This is a genomic window from Dyadobacter sp. CECT 9275, from assembly GCF_907164905.1.
Classification (GTDB): Bacteria; Bacteroidota; Bacteroidia; order Cytophagales; family Spirosomataceae; genus Dyadobacter; species Dyadobacter helix.
The window spans coordinates 2,973,430-2,990,331 of record NZ_CAJRAF010000002.1; the positions used below are offsets into that span (position 1 = coordinate 2,973,430).

General features: G+C 44.3%; 16 protein-coding genes. 14 read left to right on the forward strand and 2 right to left on the reverse strand.

The window, feature by feature from the left end; genetic code table 11:
- Window positions 1-36 precede the first annotated feature (36 nt).
- The 8 genes from KOE27_RS20030 to KOE27_RS20065 all read left to right on the forward strand — a co-directional run bounded on the left by KOE27_RS20030 (window position 37) and on the right by KOE27_RS20065 (window position 9,243).
- Complete coding sequence (locus KOE27_RS20030; RefSeq protein ID WP_215240578.1) at window positions 37-1,272, forward strand: hypothetical protein; 1,236 nt, start codon at window positions 37-39, stop codon at window positions 1,270-1,272.
- Window positions 1,269-2,315, forward strand: coding sequence for a glycosyltransferase family protein (locus KOE27_RS20035; protein ID WP_215240579.1), 1,047 nt, complete (start codon window positions 1,269-1,271; stop codon window positions 2,313-2,315). The genes KOE27_RS20030 and KOE27_RS20035 overlap by 4 nt, the downstream gene beginning before the upstream one ends.
- Window positions 2,312-3,421 (forward strand): glycosyltransferase family 4 protein, encoded by a 1,110-nt coding sequence (locus tag KOE27_RS20040; RefSeq protein ID WP_215240580.1) that lies wholly within the window; start codon window positions 2,312-2,314, stop codon window positions 3,419-3,421. The genes KOE27_RS20035 and KOE27_RS20040 overlap by 4 nt, the downstream gene beginning before the upstream one ends.
- Complete coding sequence (locus tag KOE27_RS20045; protein WP_215240581.1) at window positions 3,418-4,662, forward strand: O-antigen ligase family protein; 1,245 nt, start codon at window positions 3,418-3,420, stop codon at window positions 4,660-4,662. Before KOE27_RS20040 ends, KOE27_RS20045 begins: the two co-directional genes overlap by 4 nt.
- A 302-nt stretch (window positions 4,663-4,964) precedes the next feature.
- On the forward strand, window positions 4,965-5,720 hold the full coding sequence (locus tag KOE27_RS20050) for a TerC family protein (RefSeq protein ID WP_215240582.1): 756 nt from the start codon (window positions 4,965-4,967) through the stop codon (window positions 5,718-5,720).
- 29 nt (window positions 5,721-5,749) lie between these two features.
- Window positions 5,750-7,735 carry a DNA primase gene (dnaG, locus tag KOE27_RS20055; RefSeq protein ID WP_215240583.1) on the forward strand — a complete coding sequence of 662 codons (1,986 nt, stop codon included), beginning with the start codon at window positions 5,750-5,752 and terminating at the stop codon, window positions 7,733-7,735.
- Between the two features lie 43 nt (window positions 7,736-7,778).
- A complete protein-coding gene (locus tag KOE27_RS20060) occupies window positions 7,779-8,675 on the forward strand; it encodes a LysR substrate-binding domain-containing protein (RefSeq protein WP_215240584.1) in 897 nt (298 codons plus the stop codon).
- A gap of 28 nt (window positions 8,676-8,703) precedes the next feature.
- Window positions 8,704-9,243: a DUF4136 domain-containing protein gene (locus tag KOE27_RS20065; RefSeq protein WP_215240585.1), complete on the forward strand. Its 540-nt coding sequence runs from the start codon at window positions 8,704-8,706 to the stop codon at window positions 9,241-9,243.
- 79 nt (window positions 9,244-9,322) lie between these two features.
- On the opposite strand, the gene KOE27_RS20070 is transcribed toward KOE27_RS20065, so the two are convergent.
- Window positions 9,323-9,625, reverse strand: coding sequence for a YtxH domain-containing protein (locus KOE27_RS20070; protein WP_215240586.1), 303 nt, complete (start codon window positions 9,623-9,625; stop codon window positions 9,323-9,325).
- A 56-nt stretch (window positions 9,626-9,681) separates the two neighbouring features.
- Between KOE27_RS20070 and KOE27_RS20075 the strand changes: the two genes are divergently transcribed.
- Window positions 9,682-10,833, forward strand: coding sequence for a WD40/YVTN/BNR-like repeat-containing protein (locus KOE27_RS20075; RefSeq protein WP_229252848.1), 1,152 nt, complete (start codon window positions 9,682-9,684; stop codon window positions 10,831-10,833).
- Between the two features lie 83 nt (window positions 10,834-10,916).
- Here the strand turns inward: KOE27_RS20075 and KOE27_RS20080 are convergent, their stop codons facing one another.
- Window positions 10,917-11,924, reverse strand: coding sequence for a YpdA family putative bacillithiol disulfide reductase (locus KOE27_RS20080; RefSeq protein ID WP_215240587.1), 1,008 nt, complete (start codon window positions 11,922-11,924; stop codon window positions 10,917-10,919).
- 217 nt (window positions 11,925-12,141) lie between these two features.
- Between KOE27_RS20080 and KOE27_RS20085 the strand changes: the two genes are divergently transcribed.
- The 5 genes from KOE27_RS20085 (at window position 12,142) to priA (ending at window position 16,881) form a co-directional block, all read left to right on the forward strand.
- Window positions 12,142-13,146 (forward strand): aminodeoxychorismate synthase component I, encoded by a 1,005-nt coding sequence (locus tag KOE27_RS20085; protein WP_215240588.1) that lies wholly within the window; start codon window positions 12,142-12,144, stop codon window positions 13,144-13,146.
- The gene (locus KOE27_RS20090; RefSeq protein WP_215240589.1) at window positions 13,124-13,729 is read left to right on the forward strand and encodes an aminotransferase class IV; all 606 of its coding nucleotides are present in this window, start codon (window positions 13,124-13,126) and stop codon (window positions 13,727-13,729) included. The genes KOE27_RS20085 and KOE27_RS20090 overlap by 23 nt, the downstream gene beginning before the upstream one ends.
- Window positions 13,730-13,780: 51 nt before the next feature.
- Window positions 13,781-14,011, forward strand: coding sequence for a hypothetical protein (locus tag KOE27_RS20095; protein WP_215240590.1), 231 nt, complete (start codon window positions 13,781-13,783; stop codon window positions 14,009-14,011).
- Window positions 14,012-14,034: 23 nt separating this feature from the next.
- Window positions 14,035-14,298, forward strand: coding sequence for a type II toxin-antitoxin system RelE/ParE family toxin (locus tag KOE27_RS30060; protein WP_406566862.1), 264 nt, complete (start codon window positions 14,035-14,037; stop codon window positions 14,296-14,298).
- An 87-nt stretch (window positions 14,299-14,385) separates the two neighbouring features.
- A complete protein-coding gene (gene priA / locus KOE27_RS20100) occupies window positions 14,386-16,881 on the forward strand; it encodes a replication restart helicase PriA (protein ID WP_215240591.1) in 2,496 nt (831 codons plus the stop codon).
- The last annotated feature ends 21 nt before the right edge of the window (window positions 16,882-16,902 follow it).

Below are 16,902 nucleotides of genomic sequence, written 5' to 3' on the forward strand. Positions count from 1 at the left end.
ACCATATTCCTCATCAGGCCAATTTTATATTGTTAAATGATCCAGAAAATTCAGCTTACCCTATTCACGCTCGTTATCCTGACAGCGTTAGTCATTTCATTTTTTGTATTGAGGAATCAACGGATGAAAAGTGTGTGGACGGCACCCTATTTTTCCGCTGCCGAAAATTTATCGTTCGGGGGAGATTTTCTGATGGATCAGAACGATATAATTGCCTTCGATTTACTGGACAACAGGACCAAGGAGGATCATTATGTGTTCAAAAAGTCAGACCATTTAACGCACTATAATTACAACCCAATCGGATATGCCTACCTTATTTATTTAGCACGAATAATTTTCCCCTTCGCAGGCCACCAGTTGGCAATAATCCTGTTTCAGGGATTGACTTTTGTGATACTCGCTATTCTTATTCTCAGCGAATTGGAAACATCAAGGAAAAGATATTTATTTCTTTTCCTTTTCGCGCTGAATCCGCTCATCATCAGGTTTGTAGTATTTAATCTATACTATTTCTGGCAGATACTTGTCTCGGGACTTATCTTGCTGATATATTATAATTTCAGACCCAGGACCTATTTATTACCCCTGATCCTGCTGCCATTCATAATCATTACCCGCCCCACCACCATTACCCTGCTGCCATTACTCTTCCTGGTTTGTTATCAGAAGCTTTCCTTTACGAAACTGGCCGGAATTACAGCTTATTGCCTGGTAATTGTCTTACTGTGTTACAAACCGACCGAAAAAAATATCTGGCATTCTGCTTACGCCGGGATAGGCGCCTATCCGAATCCGTATAACGTTCACCTGAGCGACAATGATGCTTATGCACTCTTTGATAAAAAAATGGGTTATAAGTTAAGTGCGTCGCTGGGAGGTAATTACTATGATAAGGCTACCATTCAAATTTATCAGCGGATCACTCGGGATGAGGTTTTAAGGCTCTTAAGGATCAACCCCTGGCTATTTATCAAAAATGCAGTACTCAATACGTTTCAATCGTTCGGGCTGGGATACCTCAATCGATGGCCCGTCTGGATTAATTACTTCAGCGCATTTTTGGGTTTTGTATATGCCCTGACTCTTCTGCTCAGAAAACAGTACTTTATTATCGCCGGTATCATTTTAGGAAGTATTTCATTTACACCTTATTACCCACCCATCCCCGCATATATGTATGGAAATTATGCCTTTATTATCGCCGGTATCCTTTTAATACTCAATAGATCACTGCCGCTTGTCAAATTCAGAAAAAGTAGCGTATCATGAATAAAAAAGTTCTTTATCTGTCCTTTAATGACGGCACCGATATGCGGGTCAATAAGGAACTTAAAAGTTTGTACCAGCACGCCTTCGTCGACTTTGTGGGGATTAATCAGGCCGAGGATACCGGTTTCATTCACCACTCTGAGAAGATAACCCTTCACATGGTGGTGGGCAAAAAGACATCGGCATTGGCAGTTTCTACTTACTTCCTGAAATGTATCGGGCTGCTGATCTTCCACAGATATCATTCGGTACATATCATCAATGAACCACAGTTAATCATTTTATGGCCATTTCTTTTTCTTCAGAAGAACGTGGTACTGGATATTTTCGATTCTATTTTTCTAAAAAGAAACAAGCCGGGCAATCAGTGGAAGCTGATTAAAAAAATAGTGTACGCTCCTGCGGACGTCATTATTGTTACGGATGAAAACCGGAAAACAATGCTTCCCGACTTTGCTAGAAATCATGCACTCATTTTGCCAAACTATCCTTACTCATTCAATAAAGTAAAAAAGGAAAACAACAAAAGCAGCGCATTAACCATTATTTATTACGGCTGGCTGGGCCTTCACCGCGGAACCAGTATTGCCCAGGCCATGCTTGATTCCGGCGTGGAGGTGAATATCATTGTAGCAGGCTGGGTTGGAGATACGCCTTCGGAATTATTGTTAAAATCGCCCCGGATCACCTGGCACGGGGTAATCCCCCAGCAGCAAGCCCTGGAACTGGCCAGTCAGGCAGACTACATCCTTTGTGTGTATGCCCCTGTTAACAAAAACAATATCAATGCCAGCCCGAATAAAATTTATGACGCCATTCAGGTTCAGGTTCCGGTAATCATCAACCAGGAAGTGGCAGTATCCACATTTGTAAAGGAGCAAAAAATTGGGTATGTTTTACCATCCTACGAAATTTCAGATTGGCAAACGGTGATGTCGGACCTTGTAAGGTTAAGAAATTCGTTCTCGTTTCATCAGGATCTCATCAATAAGTTTACCTGGGAATCGGTAGAACCTGAGCTTATGAAGGCACATAAATTATGAAGATACTATTCTGTACCAATGTATACCAGGTAATAGAAAACGGCCCCGTTAAATTCGCCAGAATGTTACCTGATATTAACCACCTGTATCCTGAACATGAAATCAGAATTCTGACTGAGGACATTAACCACCCATCGGAAGAGGTTTACAAGGTGACCATGAAGTCCGGCTGGCAAAAAAGCATTCTCAGTCAGTTCATACGGATGGGACGCTACCATCGCCAGGCGATGAAAATTAGAAAAGAATTTCCTTTCGATGTGCTGGTGTACAACAATGCATTCGTTGGTCTATTCAGCGCCATATTTTTTACCAGGACAGTCGTAATGATTAATGATGATAACAATCTCAATTTCTCAGAACTGCCCATCCTTTCCAGAAACTGGATTAAAAGACTGATTTTCAGAAATCTGGAAAAATTGACCGCTTCTTTCGCCAGAACAGTTATTGCAAATTCGGATTATCTGAGGACTAGAATCATCGCGGAATACCGGATCAATGCCGAAAAAGTAAGCCGATTGTACAAAGGCGTTAAGGAACAGCCTGTTGTGCCTGACAGGCCATTTGCCCCTGAGAATATGGTGAGAATACTGTTTGTAAAAAATGATTTTCAAAGAGGAGGACTGTACACTTTAACCGAAGCACTTGCCCTGACCGGACTTATTTTCCAGGTAACCGTAGCCGGTAATAATGCAGCGGATCACGTCCAAATCGGAAACTTGCTGAATCATCCCAACATTGTGAAGTCTGCTATCTTGGGGAAGCAAACACAGGAACAGATTTTCGGGTTGATGACCCAATCGGATATTTTTTGCGTTCCTTCCTACAAAGAAGCATTCGGAGTTGCTAACCTGGAAGCGCTATCTCTGGGCCTGTCGGTGGTTACCACCCGTGTTGGCGGCGTGCCAGAAGCACTCAACAATGAAAATTGTGCCTGGCTGGTACCTCCCGGAAATGCTCAGGAACTGGCTGCTGCACTGGTGGATTGTATCAAAAATGACGTACTGAGAGAGGTGAAAATTAAAAACGGGCTGCAGCATGTCAAGAGCTTTTCCGAAAAAAAATTGCTCCGGAATTTCATCTCTATCTTGTCTGAAACTGCGCCATGACGGAATCTATTAGCAAAGAGACCATATTCAGGCTCCTTTTCCTGAATATTGCCCTGGTCATAGTAGGCTATGCACTGGGAGTACTAACCGGCAAAGCGAGCGTAGGCGTCATGCGGATTTTCAAGTACCTGGTCCTTCTGCTCTGCATTCTTCAGCTGTTTTCCCTTAAAAATATATTTTTAGATCTGATCACCAGGTATTCTCAGGGGGTTATATTACTCGCTGTAACTGTCCTTGCCTGTGCCGTCTTCACCCCAAATCCAGCCCTCTCAGCCGCTCTGGCTTTAACATTTTCGGTCCCCTTTTTATATATCGTTTTTGCAGTGAGCTACCTCCTGATAAAATACCCGGTGGCCTACGTCCTGAACTCGTTTCTTAGTATCATTAACTGGGTTTACATGCTTCCCATTGTGAGTTTTTTTATCACAGGTGGCAGCCTTACCGACACCAATATCTATTACGTATCAGGAGAAAATGAGGATTCGGCCTTTGTATCAAACCACTACGGGTGGTCCGGGACCATTTTTCTGATTACCGGGATAGATCTGCTCAGAAACACAAAACTTCCGTACTGGCGTAAAATCTTACTGATCATTTTCGGCGTGATCTCCCTGTACATTGTGCTTATTTCAGGCAACAGAACCTCCTGGCTCAGCCTCTTACTTGTCTCTATGGTATTTCTTTTCCGATACCAAAGCATTCCGCTTTTATACAAGTGCCTTCTTTTGACTATTCCTGTTATGCTTGTTTTATTCTTGCTGGCCGACTCCAAATCAGCCCTGAACAACCGGTTCAAAAAAACAGAAGGGCAAGCCAAAAAAGGAGAGGCCAGGGTAAGGGTGTCAGCCAAAATGATCAGTCATTTCAGCAAAAATCCTGCATTGTTTGTGACAGGTATAGGGATGTTCAACAAATCCGAAATAAAAAAGATAATTAACTGGTCGGGGTACCACAATTCCTATTTCGAGGTTCTTTTTGGAGCAGGACTACCGGTTTTTCTCTTTTTCGTTTACCTCCTGCTGGTAAGGCCCGCCTGGAACTACATCCGGTATTTCTCACAGCACTATCTCTTTCTGCCTCCTTTTTTAATTATCCCGTATTTTGAAAGTAATCTCACAGGAGGGCAATTTCTATTCTTTCCCTGGTTTATCCTGGTCATCATCATGAGTTATGCAAAAAAATTCACGGAGATGAAAGCAAGCGCTACCAATACCACTCTTAATGAGCCTGTTAGTGTATAAAAAAAACAAAGGCACAGAAAATTTTCCATGCCCTGTTTCACACTATACACACACTATATTTTGAATATCTGAAGTCTCGTCTGGTTCTCGCCTTAAAAGCGTACCTGCAAAATAAATCATTTATGTCTTTAGAAAAAAACTTTTGCACCCCATTTTGTGAATTAATTGATTTTCTGTTTCTTTCCCATCTGCCCTAGCCAAAGACTGTCCGCTTTTCTTTTTACTTTAATCCGATAACTTTTTCTCTATAAAACCGGGATTCCGTGCTATTTTAGCGGATATTAACTCTCACCAAACAAAAAATGGAAACACTATTTACCCTTGATGCCCTGATCAGCTTGTTAACATTGACACTCCTGGAAGTTGTTCTGGGAATTGACAACATCATTTTTATCACCATTGTAGCCGGAAAACTGCCCGCAGACCAAAGAAAAAAAGCACAAAACAACGGTTTGCTCATTGCACTGGTACTCCGCGTGGCCTTGCTTTTTGCCATTTCATGGGTGATTGGCCTCAAGGAAGATCTTCTTACGCTTTTCGGGCACGGTTTTAGCGGCCGCGATCTTATCTTGCTCGGCGGAGGGCTGTTCCTGCTGTACAGCACAACAAAGGAAATCCACCATAAACTTGAAGGTGAAACGGAACACATTCCATCCCCTGATTCGGCTGCAAAAAAAGGCTCCCTGACATTTGGAAATGCACTGGTACAAATTGCATTGCTGAACATCATATTCTCTTTCGACTCCGTGCTTACTGCCGTGGGATTGGTAAAAGAAATACCGATTATGATCCTGGCCGTGGTGGCTTCTACCTTTATTATGATCGCGTTTGCGGCCAAAATCGGAGATTTTGTAAATAATCACCCTTCAATTAAAATTTTAGCGCTCTCTTTTTTGTTGATGATTGGCACGCTGCTGGTTGCTGAGGCATTCCACTATGAAATTCCAAAAGGATATGCATACTTTGCTATGGCATTCTCCTTCGTGGTGGAACTGTTGAATATGCAACTGGACAAAAAACAGTCCAAACCTGTAAAACTAAGAGAGCGGGTTGACTGACCCACTTAAAATAAGATAGTAATCTGAATATGCGCATTAACCCCGATACCGTAGAGAGGATCAAACAAACCGCTGACATTGTGGAGGTGGTCGGGGATTTTGTGTCACTCAAAAAAAAGGGAGCTAACTATTCCGCCTGCTGCCCGTTTCATAATGAAAAAACGCCATCGTTTAATGTAAACCCGGCCAGGCAGATCTACAAATGTTTTGGCTGCGGCGCTGCCGGTGATGCCATTAAATTTGTGATGGACGTGGATGGCGTGGGCTACGGCGAGGCATTACGTTATCTGGCCAACAAGTATCAGATCGAAATTGAAGAAGAGGAGCTCACCGACGAAGAGACCCTGCGACAAAATGCGCGGGAAAGCTTATACATCATACTCAATTTTGCAAAAAACCATTACCAGCACCAATTATATAATACCGAGGAAGGCCAGGCTGTGGGGCTAAGCTACTTTCAGGAACGAGGGTTTTCCGAAGGAGTACGCAAAAAGTTTGAGCTGGGCTATAGTCTTGACAACTGGGATGCCTTTACAAGGGAAGCCTTGGAAAAAGGCTATTCAGCAGAAGTATTGGAAAAGGCGGGTCTGCTCATTCACAAAGAAGGCAGTAAAACGGCTGGGTATGACCGCTTTCGCGGAAGAGTTATATTTCCTATTCACAACGTTGCCGGTAAAACAATTGCTTTTGGGGCCCGTATTCTGAAAACGGATAAGTCTCAGCCCAAGTATCTCAATTCGCCGGAAACCGAGGTATACCATAAAAGCGATATACTCTACGGCATTTTTCAGGCCAAAAACGCCATTCGACAGCAGGAACATTGTTATCTTGTTGAGGGATATACCGATGTAATTTCTCTGCATCAGGCAGGAATAGAAAATGTAGTGGCTTCATCGGGCACCTCACTAACGGTTGAACAGATTCGGCTTATCGCCCGATTCACCCCGAATATTACTATTTTGTACGATGGTGATATAGCCGGGATCAAAGCTGCCCTCCGCGGGCTTGACCTGGTTCTGGAAGAAGGTCTCAATGTTAATATAGTCCTTTTCCCGGACGGGGACGATCCTGATAGCTACGTCCGCAAGGTGGGAGCGGAGGCTTTCAAAAATTACATCAAAGTTTCGGCTCAGGACTTTATAACTTTCAAAACTCAGACCTTGCTTCAGGACGCAGGGAATGACCCCTTCAGACTTGCCGCTGTGATCGGTGAAGTAGTCAACAGCATCGTTAAAATACCGGACGCCATTAAACGCCAGGTATTTTTCCACCGCACTGCTGAAATGATGAAGGTAGATGAGCAAATGCTTATCTCCGAAGGCAACAAATTACTGCGCAAACTCCATACCCCCAAACAGCAGGAACGAAACAGCAGAAGTAACGCCTCCTTTCCGGAAGGCCTTGCTGATCTTGGAGTATCCTCTCCGGGCAGCTTTTCAGAGGATGGTCCGCCACAGGACTTCTTCTTGCAGGAAGAAGAAGAGCCGCAGGTGCAGCGTTCCAAAGTCAGTTACCAGGAAGAGGCGTTCATCCGCCTGCTTGTGTTACACGGAGCGCGTGAGCTGGAACCGAATATTACCGTGTGCCAGTATGTGCTGGGAGAAATAGAGGGTATTGATTTTAAAGATACTGTTTTCAATCATTTGCTTACCTTGTTTCGGGAGCATTATAGCCGAAATACCGTCTTGTCCACTGATTATTTCCTGAACCACCATGAGTCACAAATCCGGGATCTGGCCATCGGATGGGGAACCGAAAAGTATGAACTCAGCGAGTTATGGAAAGATAAATTCGAAATTTTCGTACCTTTTGAAACCGACGTTTTAGACCGCACGGCATTTATCAACATATTGCGGCTGAAAAAAGCATTTATAGAAGAGAAAATGAAGGCATGCCAGCAACAGCTGCTGCAAGCCGGAACAGAGGAAGAGGAGATCGCTGTGATGAACGAATTCATGTTTTATAAAGGCATAAGTATGGCGGCTGCAAAAGAACTGGGAAGTGTCATCGGATAAAAGCAGGAATATTAAAAACCATATATGATCAATAGCTGGTGTTATGCTTGATTTCCGCCTGAAAGTTTTTTACACCGTAGCCCAGACACTGCACTTCAACCGCGCTGCTGAAGAACTTCATATCAGCCAGCCTGCCGTAACCAAGCACATCAAAGAGCTCGAGCAGCATTACCAAACTTCACTTTTTGACAGGAGCCACAAGCAGATCAGCCTTACAAAAGCCGGCGACATCCTGCTCGAACATGCTCATATCATATTTGAACAATATCAGAAGCTCGATTTTGAACTGAACCTCCTGCAAAACAAAACCGAAGGTATCCTGCATATAGGTGCAAGTACGACCATTGCTCAGTACGTTCTGCCTGCATACCTGGCCTCCTTTCACCAGAGATTTCCCGATATCAGGATAGAACTTATCAATGCCAATTCCCTTTTGATAGAACAATCTCTGGATGACAAAAAAATTGACCTTGGACTGGTAGAGGGCCCCATGCACCACCCTGGCTTAAAGTACGTTGCATTCCTGAAAGACGAATTGGTACTGGTTACCAGGACAAAAAACGCTCCGAAAAAGAAAACCGTTTCTATCCGTGAGCTAACGGCCCTTCCGCTTCTCACCAGAGAAAACGGATCCGGGACCTCGGAAATTATTGAGGAATATCTCCAGAAGTTGGATCTGGGCATAAAAGATCTTAACATTCACATGCAGCTGGGGAGTACCGAAAGCATTAAAAATTACCTTCTGCACTCCGATACCTTTGCATTTTTATCGGTTTACAGCATAACGCGAGACCTTGCCGATGACCGTCTTACGATTGTAGATATTGACGGAATGGAGATCAACCGGCGTTTGTCCTTTGTGTACAGACAAGGCCAGCCTTCTCCCCTTTCTGCACTGTTTATGCGTTTCGCTTTATTAAAAGGATCATCGGTACTGTAAACATTCATCCATATTAACCCTTGGCGGCATGAAAACATTGGCGTGTGTTTTAATTGGTTTGTTTCTGATTTCAGGATGCAACCCCGGGTATAAAATTCTGAAATCGCAGTCGGAACCAGGCTTCCGGCTTTCAGGTTACTCCACCTTCGGTTTTTATGAAATAGAGGCCAGTGGTGATACAATCCCTGCCAGTTTTGAGAGAAACATCACGATCATCAAAACGGCAATATCAAAAAATTTGCAGAAATTGGGGCTGAATGAAGCGCGGGATCCGGCATTAAAGATCAATATCGCTTTGCTTGTTCAGGAAAAATCCCAGACACGGCAAACGGATTTCCGTACGGACGGGCTTCCCCGTTACATGGGCCAAAGAAGATATTCCTGGAAAAGCGAGGAAGTGGTGATAGAGAAATACAGGCAAGGTACCATGCTTATTGACCTTGTCAATGCCGCCGATAACCAGATGGTATGGAAAGGCGGCAGCGAAGGTATCATTCCAGACAAACAAGATCTTGAGGCTGATATCAACCAAATGGTAGATAAGATTTTTGAGAAAATCCCTCACTAGGGGTATCAAAAAAGGCTGGCCTCTCTCCGGAGCCAGCCTTGACTTATATATCTGCAAACCAGTATTTCAATCAAAAAAATCAGGCATTGTTGTTCACCACACTTTTAACTCTTTCGCCAACGTTGTCTGCCACGGCATTCGCTTTACCCTTTACTGCATCAATGTTTTTGAGAAAACCATCTTTTAGCTTGTCGGCTAGCTGTGTAAGTTCCTCAAGACTTTTCTCGTACTTATCCTTCGCATTTCCGCCAAGGTCGTTTGCTTTGTTTTTAAGGATTTTACGAGTCTCTTTTCCATCTTTAGGAGCCACCAACAATCCGATAGCTATACCTGTCAACAATGCACCAACGGTACCTATCAAAAATTTCTGGTTCTTGTTCATATGAATTTCTTATTTTGTGTGATGAAAAACTTAAAGTTAAAATAAATAAAAATATCGTGCCAAAACAACAAAACCCCAAGCCTTTTATCCAAAGGTATCTATTATCTCTCCAGTTGTTTCTGGTGGCTATCTCCTTACCTGCTACAACCCTGGCTCAGTGGACCATTTTCGATATTAAAACCAACGTGCATATGCGGGCCGTCTTTACACTAACACCTACGATATGCTGGATCGGTGGTACACAAGGTACCATCTTTAAAACAAATAACGGGGGCAAAACCTGGACCACCTATAAAGTACCCGCCGGAGATTCGCTGGAGTTCAGGGACATCCATGCTTTTGACCGGCAAACTGCCATAGCCATGAGTGCGGGGGAGGCTCAGCAAGGCAAAGCCAGAATATACCGTACGGAAGATGGCGGGGCATCCTGGAACCTTGTGTACCAATCTACACAGAATGGGGTCTTTTTGGATGGATTCGACTTCTGGGACAAGAAAAGGGGTATCTGCGCAGGAGACCCGGTAGACGGCAGGTTATTTATCCTGACCACCGAAGACGGGGGTAAAACCTGGAAAGAGGCGGATGCATCCGCACGCCCCCAAACCTTGCCCGGAGAAGCATGTTTTGCGGCAAGTGGTACTTCCATCATTACAACAGGAAAAAGTGATGTGTACATTGGTACCGGAGGAGCTCAAAAAGCCCGCATCTTCCATTCCGACGATTACGGCCTCTCCTGGAAAATTACCGAAACAAACATGGCAGCCGGCCCCACCAGCGGGATTTTCGGATTACGGTTTTTATCTAAAAAAATAGGTATAGCTGTTGGTGGCGATTACAAAAATACCACAGACTCCTCGCTGAATGTACTGCGGACTACCGATGGCGGAGAAACCTGGGCGCCGGAAAAAGCCATTACAAAACCCGCAGGCCTGAAAGAAGCTGTGGGGATATACCGCAAAACCAGTGCAACCTGGAACGGAGATACCGAAATACGATCGGACCAGTTTGCTCTGATTGCCGTAGGCCCGTCCGGAAACAGTTATTCCAATGATCGAGGTAAGACCTGGCGTGAACTCGGCAAGCAACCCTTCCATTCTATCAGTTTTGCAGGCAATGTCGGTTATGCGGTAGGAAGCAAGGGGCTCATCGGTAAAATAGACAAGGTATCTACCAAAAAGAGAAAAAAGAGGCTGGTATTGGTGGATTGAAATTATTATGGACCCTGCTCTAACAGTATCTCCAAAGATTAGGGCAATTGATCTCCACAAACTTTCGGAGATCAATTGCTGAACTATATCCGATCTATCAATTCCTTCACCTTTCTGACCTCCCGCCCCACCAGGTGGTCAGCGATGGCTGCGGCATGATCCCGGCCATTCTCGATGAATATTTTCTCTGTAAAAACACCGGCCATGACTGTCCCGCACAGATACAATCCTTCCACATTGGTTTCGAAAGTCTCAGGATCAAACGAAGGCACCTTGGTTTCCGGATTGAGCAAAACGCCACAACGGGCAAGCAAATGCTCGTCGGGAAGATAACCCACCAGCAGGAAAACGAAATCGGCAGGCATCCATTCTTCTTCTCCCGTCAGGGTATTCTTAAGTAACAACTTCCCTTCCTCAATACGCGTCACCCGGCTGTTGAATCGTGCTTTTATACGTCCTTCTTTAATCCGGTTCTTTACATCAGGTACCAGCCAGTATTTAACCCGCGTTTTAAAATCCTCGTCTTTGTGTACGATGGTAACGTTGGCATCATGGCGATACAACTCCAGCGCGGCCTCCACGGACGAATTGGAACCACCCACCAAAACTACATTGGTAAAAGAGTATCGGAAAGGCTCGTCATAATAGTGAGAAACATGTGGCAGATTTTCTCCGGGGATATTAAGCTGGCGCGGAACATCAAAGTATCCTGTTGCCAATACTATTTTTTTTGAATGAAACAGCGTTCCATCGTTCGCATAGGTAATGAATGTACCATCAGCCTGTTTCTCGGTCCGGTCAACGGTTACAAAAAGCTTGAAATTGAGATGATAGTATCCCGCCACTTTTCTATAATACTGCAGCGCTTCGTTCCTGTTGGCCTTCACCTCGGAAATAGCAAAAGGCAGCCCTCCTATCTCGATATTTTCTGCTGTTGAAAAAAAACGCATCCGACGCGGATACCGGCGAATAGATTCCGTAAGATTTCCTTTTTCGAGTATGAGATAATCAAGCCCGTTTTTAGCGGCCTCAACACCCATTGCCAGTCCGCACGGGCCTCCGCCAATAATAATCAGATCGTAAATATGCATTACCTTTTTATTTTTTGCTTAAGGCCATCAGGCCCGATAAATTCGTCTCCTGCTATCAGCCCCCGTCGTATTCTTAACTCCTTCTTACCAACATTGGTTTCTGAATTCTCACAGGTTTTTTGTTTAAAACCCGGTGACCTGTCAGGTTTATACCGAACTTTGTATCCTGTACCGCTGTTAGCGAAACATTCTTATCAGGAACAAATTTATCAAATACTTGGACGATACAGGTTCAAATTTCAGAAAATGCCTTAATACCTGGGGGAAAAATGGAGTTCCGTTCGTTTTTCTGGTCGACTATGCCATGGAGAGGCCGATGGCCTGGAAACTGGACGAGATTGATTCGTCGGAAGTACTGTTTGATCTCAATGGTTTTCATAATATACCTCAGCCTGTACATTTGCTAAAACAAGTAGATTTCATATTCGACAAACGCCCTATAACTTTTGAAGCGTATCTGCCCAGGTTTGAACGGGTTGTAAAAAACCTCAAAGCAGGTAATTCATTTCTGGTAAATCTGTCTGTACCCACTCCGCTGGATACGGACCTTTCCCTGAACGAAATTTTCCTGTTGTCAGATGCCCCCTACCGTTTTCTGCTCGGCAATAAATTCGTCTGTTTTTCTCCCGAAATTTTTATCAGGATCAACGGCAAAAGAATCGCTTCGTTTCCCATGAAAGGTACCATTGACGCTTCGGTGCCGGATGCAGAAAACCGTATCCTGAACGACCCTAAAGAGGCAGCAGAACATGCTACGATTGTAGACCTGATAAGAAATGATCTGAGTATGGTTTGCAGGAAAGTATGGGTGGAGAGATATCGTTACATAGATACAATCCAGGTTTATAAAAAAAAATTGCTACAGGTAAGCTCCGAAGTAGCCGGGTTACTGCCCGAAGATTTCGATGGCAAATATGGTGATCTTCTCTGGAAGTTACTGCCGGCGGGGTCCATCTGCGGTGCTCCGAAACCAAGTACCCTGCACATCATCCGCGAAGCCGAAGGATATGACCGTGGTTATTACACAGGCGTAATGGGTTATTTCGACGGAAAAAATTTTGAAAGTGCCGTGATGATAAGGTTCATTGAAAACCAGGCGGATCAGCTGGTTTTTAAAAGCGGCGGTGGAATCACCGCGCAAAGTAATGCACAAAGCGAATACCAGGAACTGATTGACAAAGTATATCTCCCATTTCCGCATGTTACAAAAGTTATGCATTGAAACCATTGCGGTTGAAAACCGGCAGCTCAAAAACATCAGATACCACGAAGACCGGCTGAACAAAACCCGGAAAGCGCTCTGGGGAGCATCCGAAGCATGGAATTTATCGGAACTGATCGTTATACCCGACACAGTTTCCGATGCCCTCCATAAATGCCGACTGGCGTATGGCAGAGAGATTGACAACATCAGATGGGAGGCGTATGCTTTCAGGACCATCCGGACGATTCAAAAGGTACATCAGGACGAAGTCGATTACGCGTACAAGTACGATCAGCGGCCCCAACTCAACGCACTTTTTGCTGATCGCGGTAAGGCCGATGAAATCCTCATCATCAAGCAGGGTATGGTTACTGATTCGTATTATGGCAACGTTGCTTTCAAGAAGGATGAAAAATGGTATACGCCAGATACTTACCTGCTGCCAGGAACGCAACGGGCTTTTTTGCTGGACTCCGGAATAATTGAAGAGGCCCGGATTGCTGAGGAAGACATTCGTAAATACAGCCATATCCGGTTGTTTAATGCAATGGTTGGATGGAAGAACGCTGTGGAGCTTGGCGTTGAAACCATTCTGGGATAATTTCCCCTAACAAATATTATGGTTCCGGTTGAAACATGTAAATTTGATATCATGGATATACAGGCAACAAAAATCGAACTGGCCAAAAGACTTTTAGATACTAACGACAAAAGTGTCATTAACGCCGTAAAATCAGTATTCCAGAATTTTGATTCTGACCAGGAGTGGGGAGATCTGCCGGATACCGTAATTTCCGACGTTAAACAATCAATTATACAGATTGAAGCCGGTGAAGGAATACCACACGATAAAGCCCAGGAAACATGTAAAAAATGGCTCTGAAAATCTTATGATCTCCAAAAGCATTGGATAATTTTCATGGAGTGATAACATATCTTGAAGAGAACTGGGATGGAACCGTAATCAGGGATTTTGTGCTGAGAACCGAAAAGGTAATCCTGTTAATCAGCGAGCACCCTGAGATGTTCAGGCAGATTTCGGAGTCAAATACAATAAGAGAAGCGGTTATCACGAAACATAATTTATTACTATACAAGGTATTTAATAATAAAATTGTTTTACTGGCAATCTTTGATACCCGTCAGCACCCACGAAAAAAGAAGATCTGAAAAATTTTCTCTTTTATTGAAATATTGAGTCTGGATCATTCAGAAGACTCTCTATCAAACTTATCTTTCAATTTGCCACTACAACCAATGGCCTCCCTTTTTGAGGAAGAAATAACCTGTTTTGCGGATCTGATCCTACCGGTTCCCATTCCTTCTCTGTTTACCTACCGTGTGCCCCGGGAAATGACCGATATGATCAAAACGGGTGCCAGGGTTATTGTTCAATTTGGACAGAAAAGAGTCATCACAGCCGTTGTTGCCCATTTGCATACCAATCCGCCGGTAAAATACCAGGCCAAGTATATCCTGGAACTGCTGGACGAAGAGCCCATCGTTACCAGCAAACAGCTCGAACTTTTCAAATGGGTGGCAGAATATTATCTGTGCAACATTGGTGAAGTAATGAATGTGGCGCTGCCTGCCGGGCTTAAAATTACCAGCCAGTCCAAAATTCAGTTCAACCCAGAATTTGAATATGAGGAACTGCTGACGGACCAGGAAATCATGATCCTGGATGCCATTAAAAAACAGGATGCCCTTTCGTATGAAGAAGTGGAGCGGCTGGTACAGAAATCCAACATTACCGCCATCATTAAGTCACTTGTTGCCAAACGTGCGGTAATTCTGTTTGAGGAAGTAAAGGAAAGATACAAACCCAAAGTGGCGCGTAAAATCAGGCTCACCCCGGCATTTTTGTCCAACGATTCGCTCATACAGCTGACCACCTCTCTGGATAAATTTCCTAAACAGCAGGAAATTCTGATGAGGTATCTGAGTTACGTTCCGGTTTACAACCATCCGGAGCTCAATCAGAAGGGGCTTGACAAATCTTTTTTTTCGCAGGAAAACGGATTTTCCGAATCGGCCTTGCAGACGTTGATCAAAAAAGGAGTTCTGGAGCCATTCGAAATCTTCGTTTCCCGGTTTGACGATATCCCTTCGGGTAACCTGACAGAAATTACACTTACAGAATCCCAGCAAACCGCCTCCTCTCAAATTCATAACCTGTTTCAGGAAAAAGAAGTGGTACTGCTCCATGGTATCACCGGAAGCGGCAAAACGGAAGTATACATTGAACTTATACGAAAAGTACTGGCTGGCGGTTCCCAAGTATTATTCCTGCTACCCGAAATAGCACTCACCACGCAGATTGTGGTCCGCCTGCGCAAGGTTTTCGGAGACACCATGGGAATTTACCATTCTAAATTTTCCGATAATGAGCGTGTTGAAGTATGGAAAGGCATCCTGGACGGCAAATTTCAGTTTGTGGTGGGTGTCCGTTCCGCCATATTTTTACCGTTTGATAATCTGGGCCTCATCATTGTAGACGAAGAACACGAAACTTCCTACAAGCAATATGATCCCGCACCCCGGTATAACGCCAGGGATGTGGCGGTGATCATGTCCTATATGCACAAAGGCAAAACCTTGCTTGGCTCGGCAACTCCTTCACTGGAAAGTTATTATCATGCCAAAACCGGGCGTTACGGACTGGTAGAAATGACGCAGCGTTTCGGGAATGCAGTACTTCCAAGCTTTGAACTGATCAATACCAAGCTGGAAAAAAAACAGAAGAAAATGAAAAATGAGTTTTCTTCCGTACTGCTGGAACATATCCGCAACAACATCAGCAATAAAGAACAAACGATACTTTTTCAAAACCGGCGAGGTTACTCTCCTTATTTGCAGTGCGAAGAATGTAACTGGATTTCGCAGTGCGCCAATTGCGACGTAAGCCTTACCTACCACCTAAAGGCGGGTGAATTGCGCTGTCACTACTGCGGGCACAAGGAAGAAGTTCCACGCACCTGTCCGTCGTGTGGCTCACCCCGTGTAAAAACCATGGGATACGGTACCGAAAAAATTGAAGACGAACTGCATATTATTTTCCCTGAAGCAAGGGTGCTCCGGATGGACCTGGATACCACCAGGGCCAAAAATGCTTACCAGCAGATTATCCAGGAATTTGAAGAAGGGGGAATCGATATCCTGGTGGGTACACAGATGGTCAGTAAAGGACTGGATTTTGACAATGTCAGCATGGTCGGCATCTTCGATGCTGACCGGATCATTCATTTTCCGGAGTTCAGAGCTTCCGAACGGGCTTTCCAAATGCTGACGCAGGTGAGTGGACGGGCCGGAAGGCGGGCAGACAAGCCAGGAAAGGTTTTGATCCAGACCTCCAACCCCGCACAGCAACTGCTTGAACGCATCGTTACAAACGACTACGTGGGCATGTATGAAACCGAAATCCTTGAACGTGAGCAATATCAGTATCCCCCCTTTACAAGGCTTATCAAACTGACCGTTAAGCATCCTGACGAAGCTACCTCCCGCCGGGCAGCAGACCAGCTGGCGCAAAAACTAACGGTAAATCTGGGTAAAAGCAGGGTACTTGGCCCCGAAGCTCCGCTGGTGGACAGAGTAAGAAATCAGTTTTTGTTCGACATTCTGATTAAACTTGAAAGAGAAAAGATTAATTTTAAGGCGGCAAAGTCATTTATTCAGGAAAAGGTAACTGATATTTTAACCGATAAAACGCTAAAAAGCATCCATATCATCATTGATGTGGACTGTGTATAATAATTTCATACTGCACAATTA

What these genes read in the sequence shown, in the direction of transcription:
- KOE27_RS20030 (WP_215240578.1), top strand. Translation starts at nt 37, where the DNA reads ATGATCCAGAAAATTCAGCTTACCCTATTCACGCTCGTTATCCTGACA.
- KOE27_RS20035 (WP_215240579.1), top strand. Translation starts at nt 1,269, where the DNA reads ATGAATAAAAAAGTTCTTTATCTGTCCTTTAATGACGGCACCGATATG.
- KOE27_RS20040 (WP_215240580.1), top strand. Translation starts at nt 2,312, where the DNA reads ATGAAGATACTATTCTGTACCAATGTATACCAGGTAATAGAAAACGGC.
- KOE27_RS20045 (WP_215240581.1), top strand. Translation starts at nt 3,418, where the DNA reads ATGACGGAATCTATTAGCAAAGAGACCATATTCAGGCTCCTTTTCCTG.
- KOE27_RS20050 (WP_215240582.1), top strand. Translation starts at nt 4,965, where the DNA reads ATGGAAACACTATTTACCCTTGATGCCCTGATCAGCTTGTTAACATTG.
- dnaG (WP_215240583.1), top strand. Translation starts at nt 5,750, where the DNA reads ATGCGCATTAACCCCGATACCGTAGAGAGGATCAAACAAACCGCTGAC.
- KOE27_RS20060 (WP_215240584.1), top strand. Translation starts at nt 7,779, where the DNA reads ATGCTTGATTTCCGCCTGAAAGTTTTTTACACCGTAGCCCAGACACTG.
- KOE27_RS20065 (WP_215240585.1), top strand. Translation starts at nt 8,704, where the DNA reads ATGAAAACATTGGCGTGTGTTTTAATTGGTTTGTTTCTGATTTCAGGA.
- KOE27_RS20070 (WP_215240586.1), bottom strand. Translation starts at nt 9,625, where the DNA reads ATGAACAAGAACCAGAAATTTTTGATAGGTACCGTTGGTGCATTGTTG.
- KOE27_RS20080 (WP_215240587.1), bottom strand. Translation starts at nt 11,924, where the DNA reads ATGCATATTTACGATCTGATTATTATTGGCGGAGGCCCGTGCGGACTG.
- KOE27_RS20090 (WP_215240589.1), top strand. Translation starts at nt 13,124, where the DNA reads ATGTTACAAAAGTTATGCATTGAAACCATTGCGGTTGAAAACCGGCAG.
- KOE27_RS20095 (WP_215240590.1), top strand. Translation starts at nt 13,781, where the DNA reads ATGGATATACAGGCAACAAAAATCGAACTGGCCAAAAGACTTTTAGAT.
- priA (WP_215240591.1), top strand. Translation starts at nt 14,386, where the DNA reads ATGGCCTCCCTTTTTGAGGAAGAAATAACCTGTTTTGCGGATCTGATC.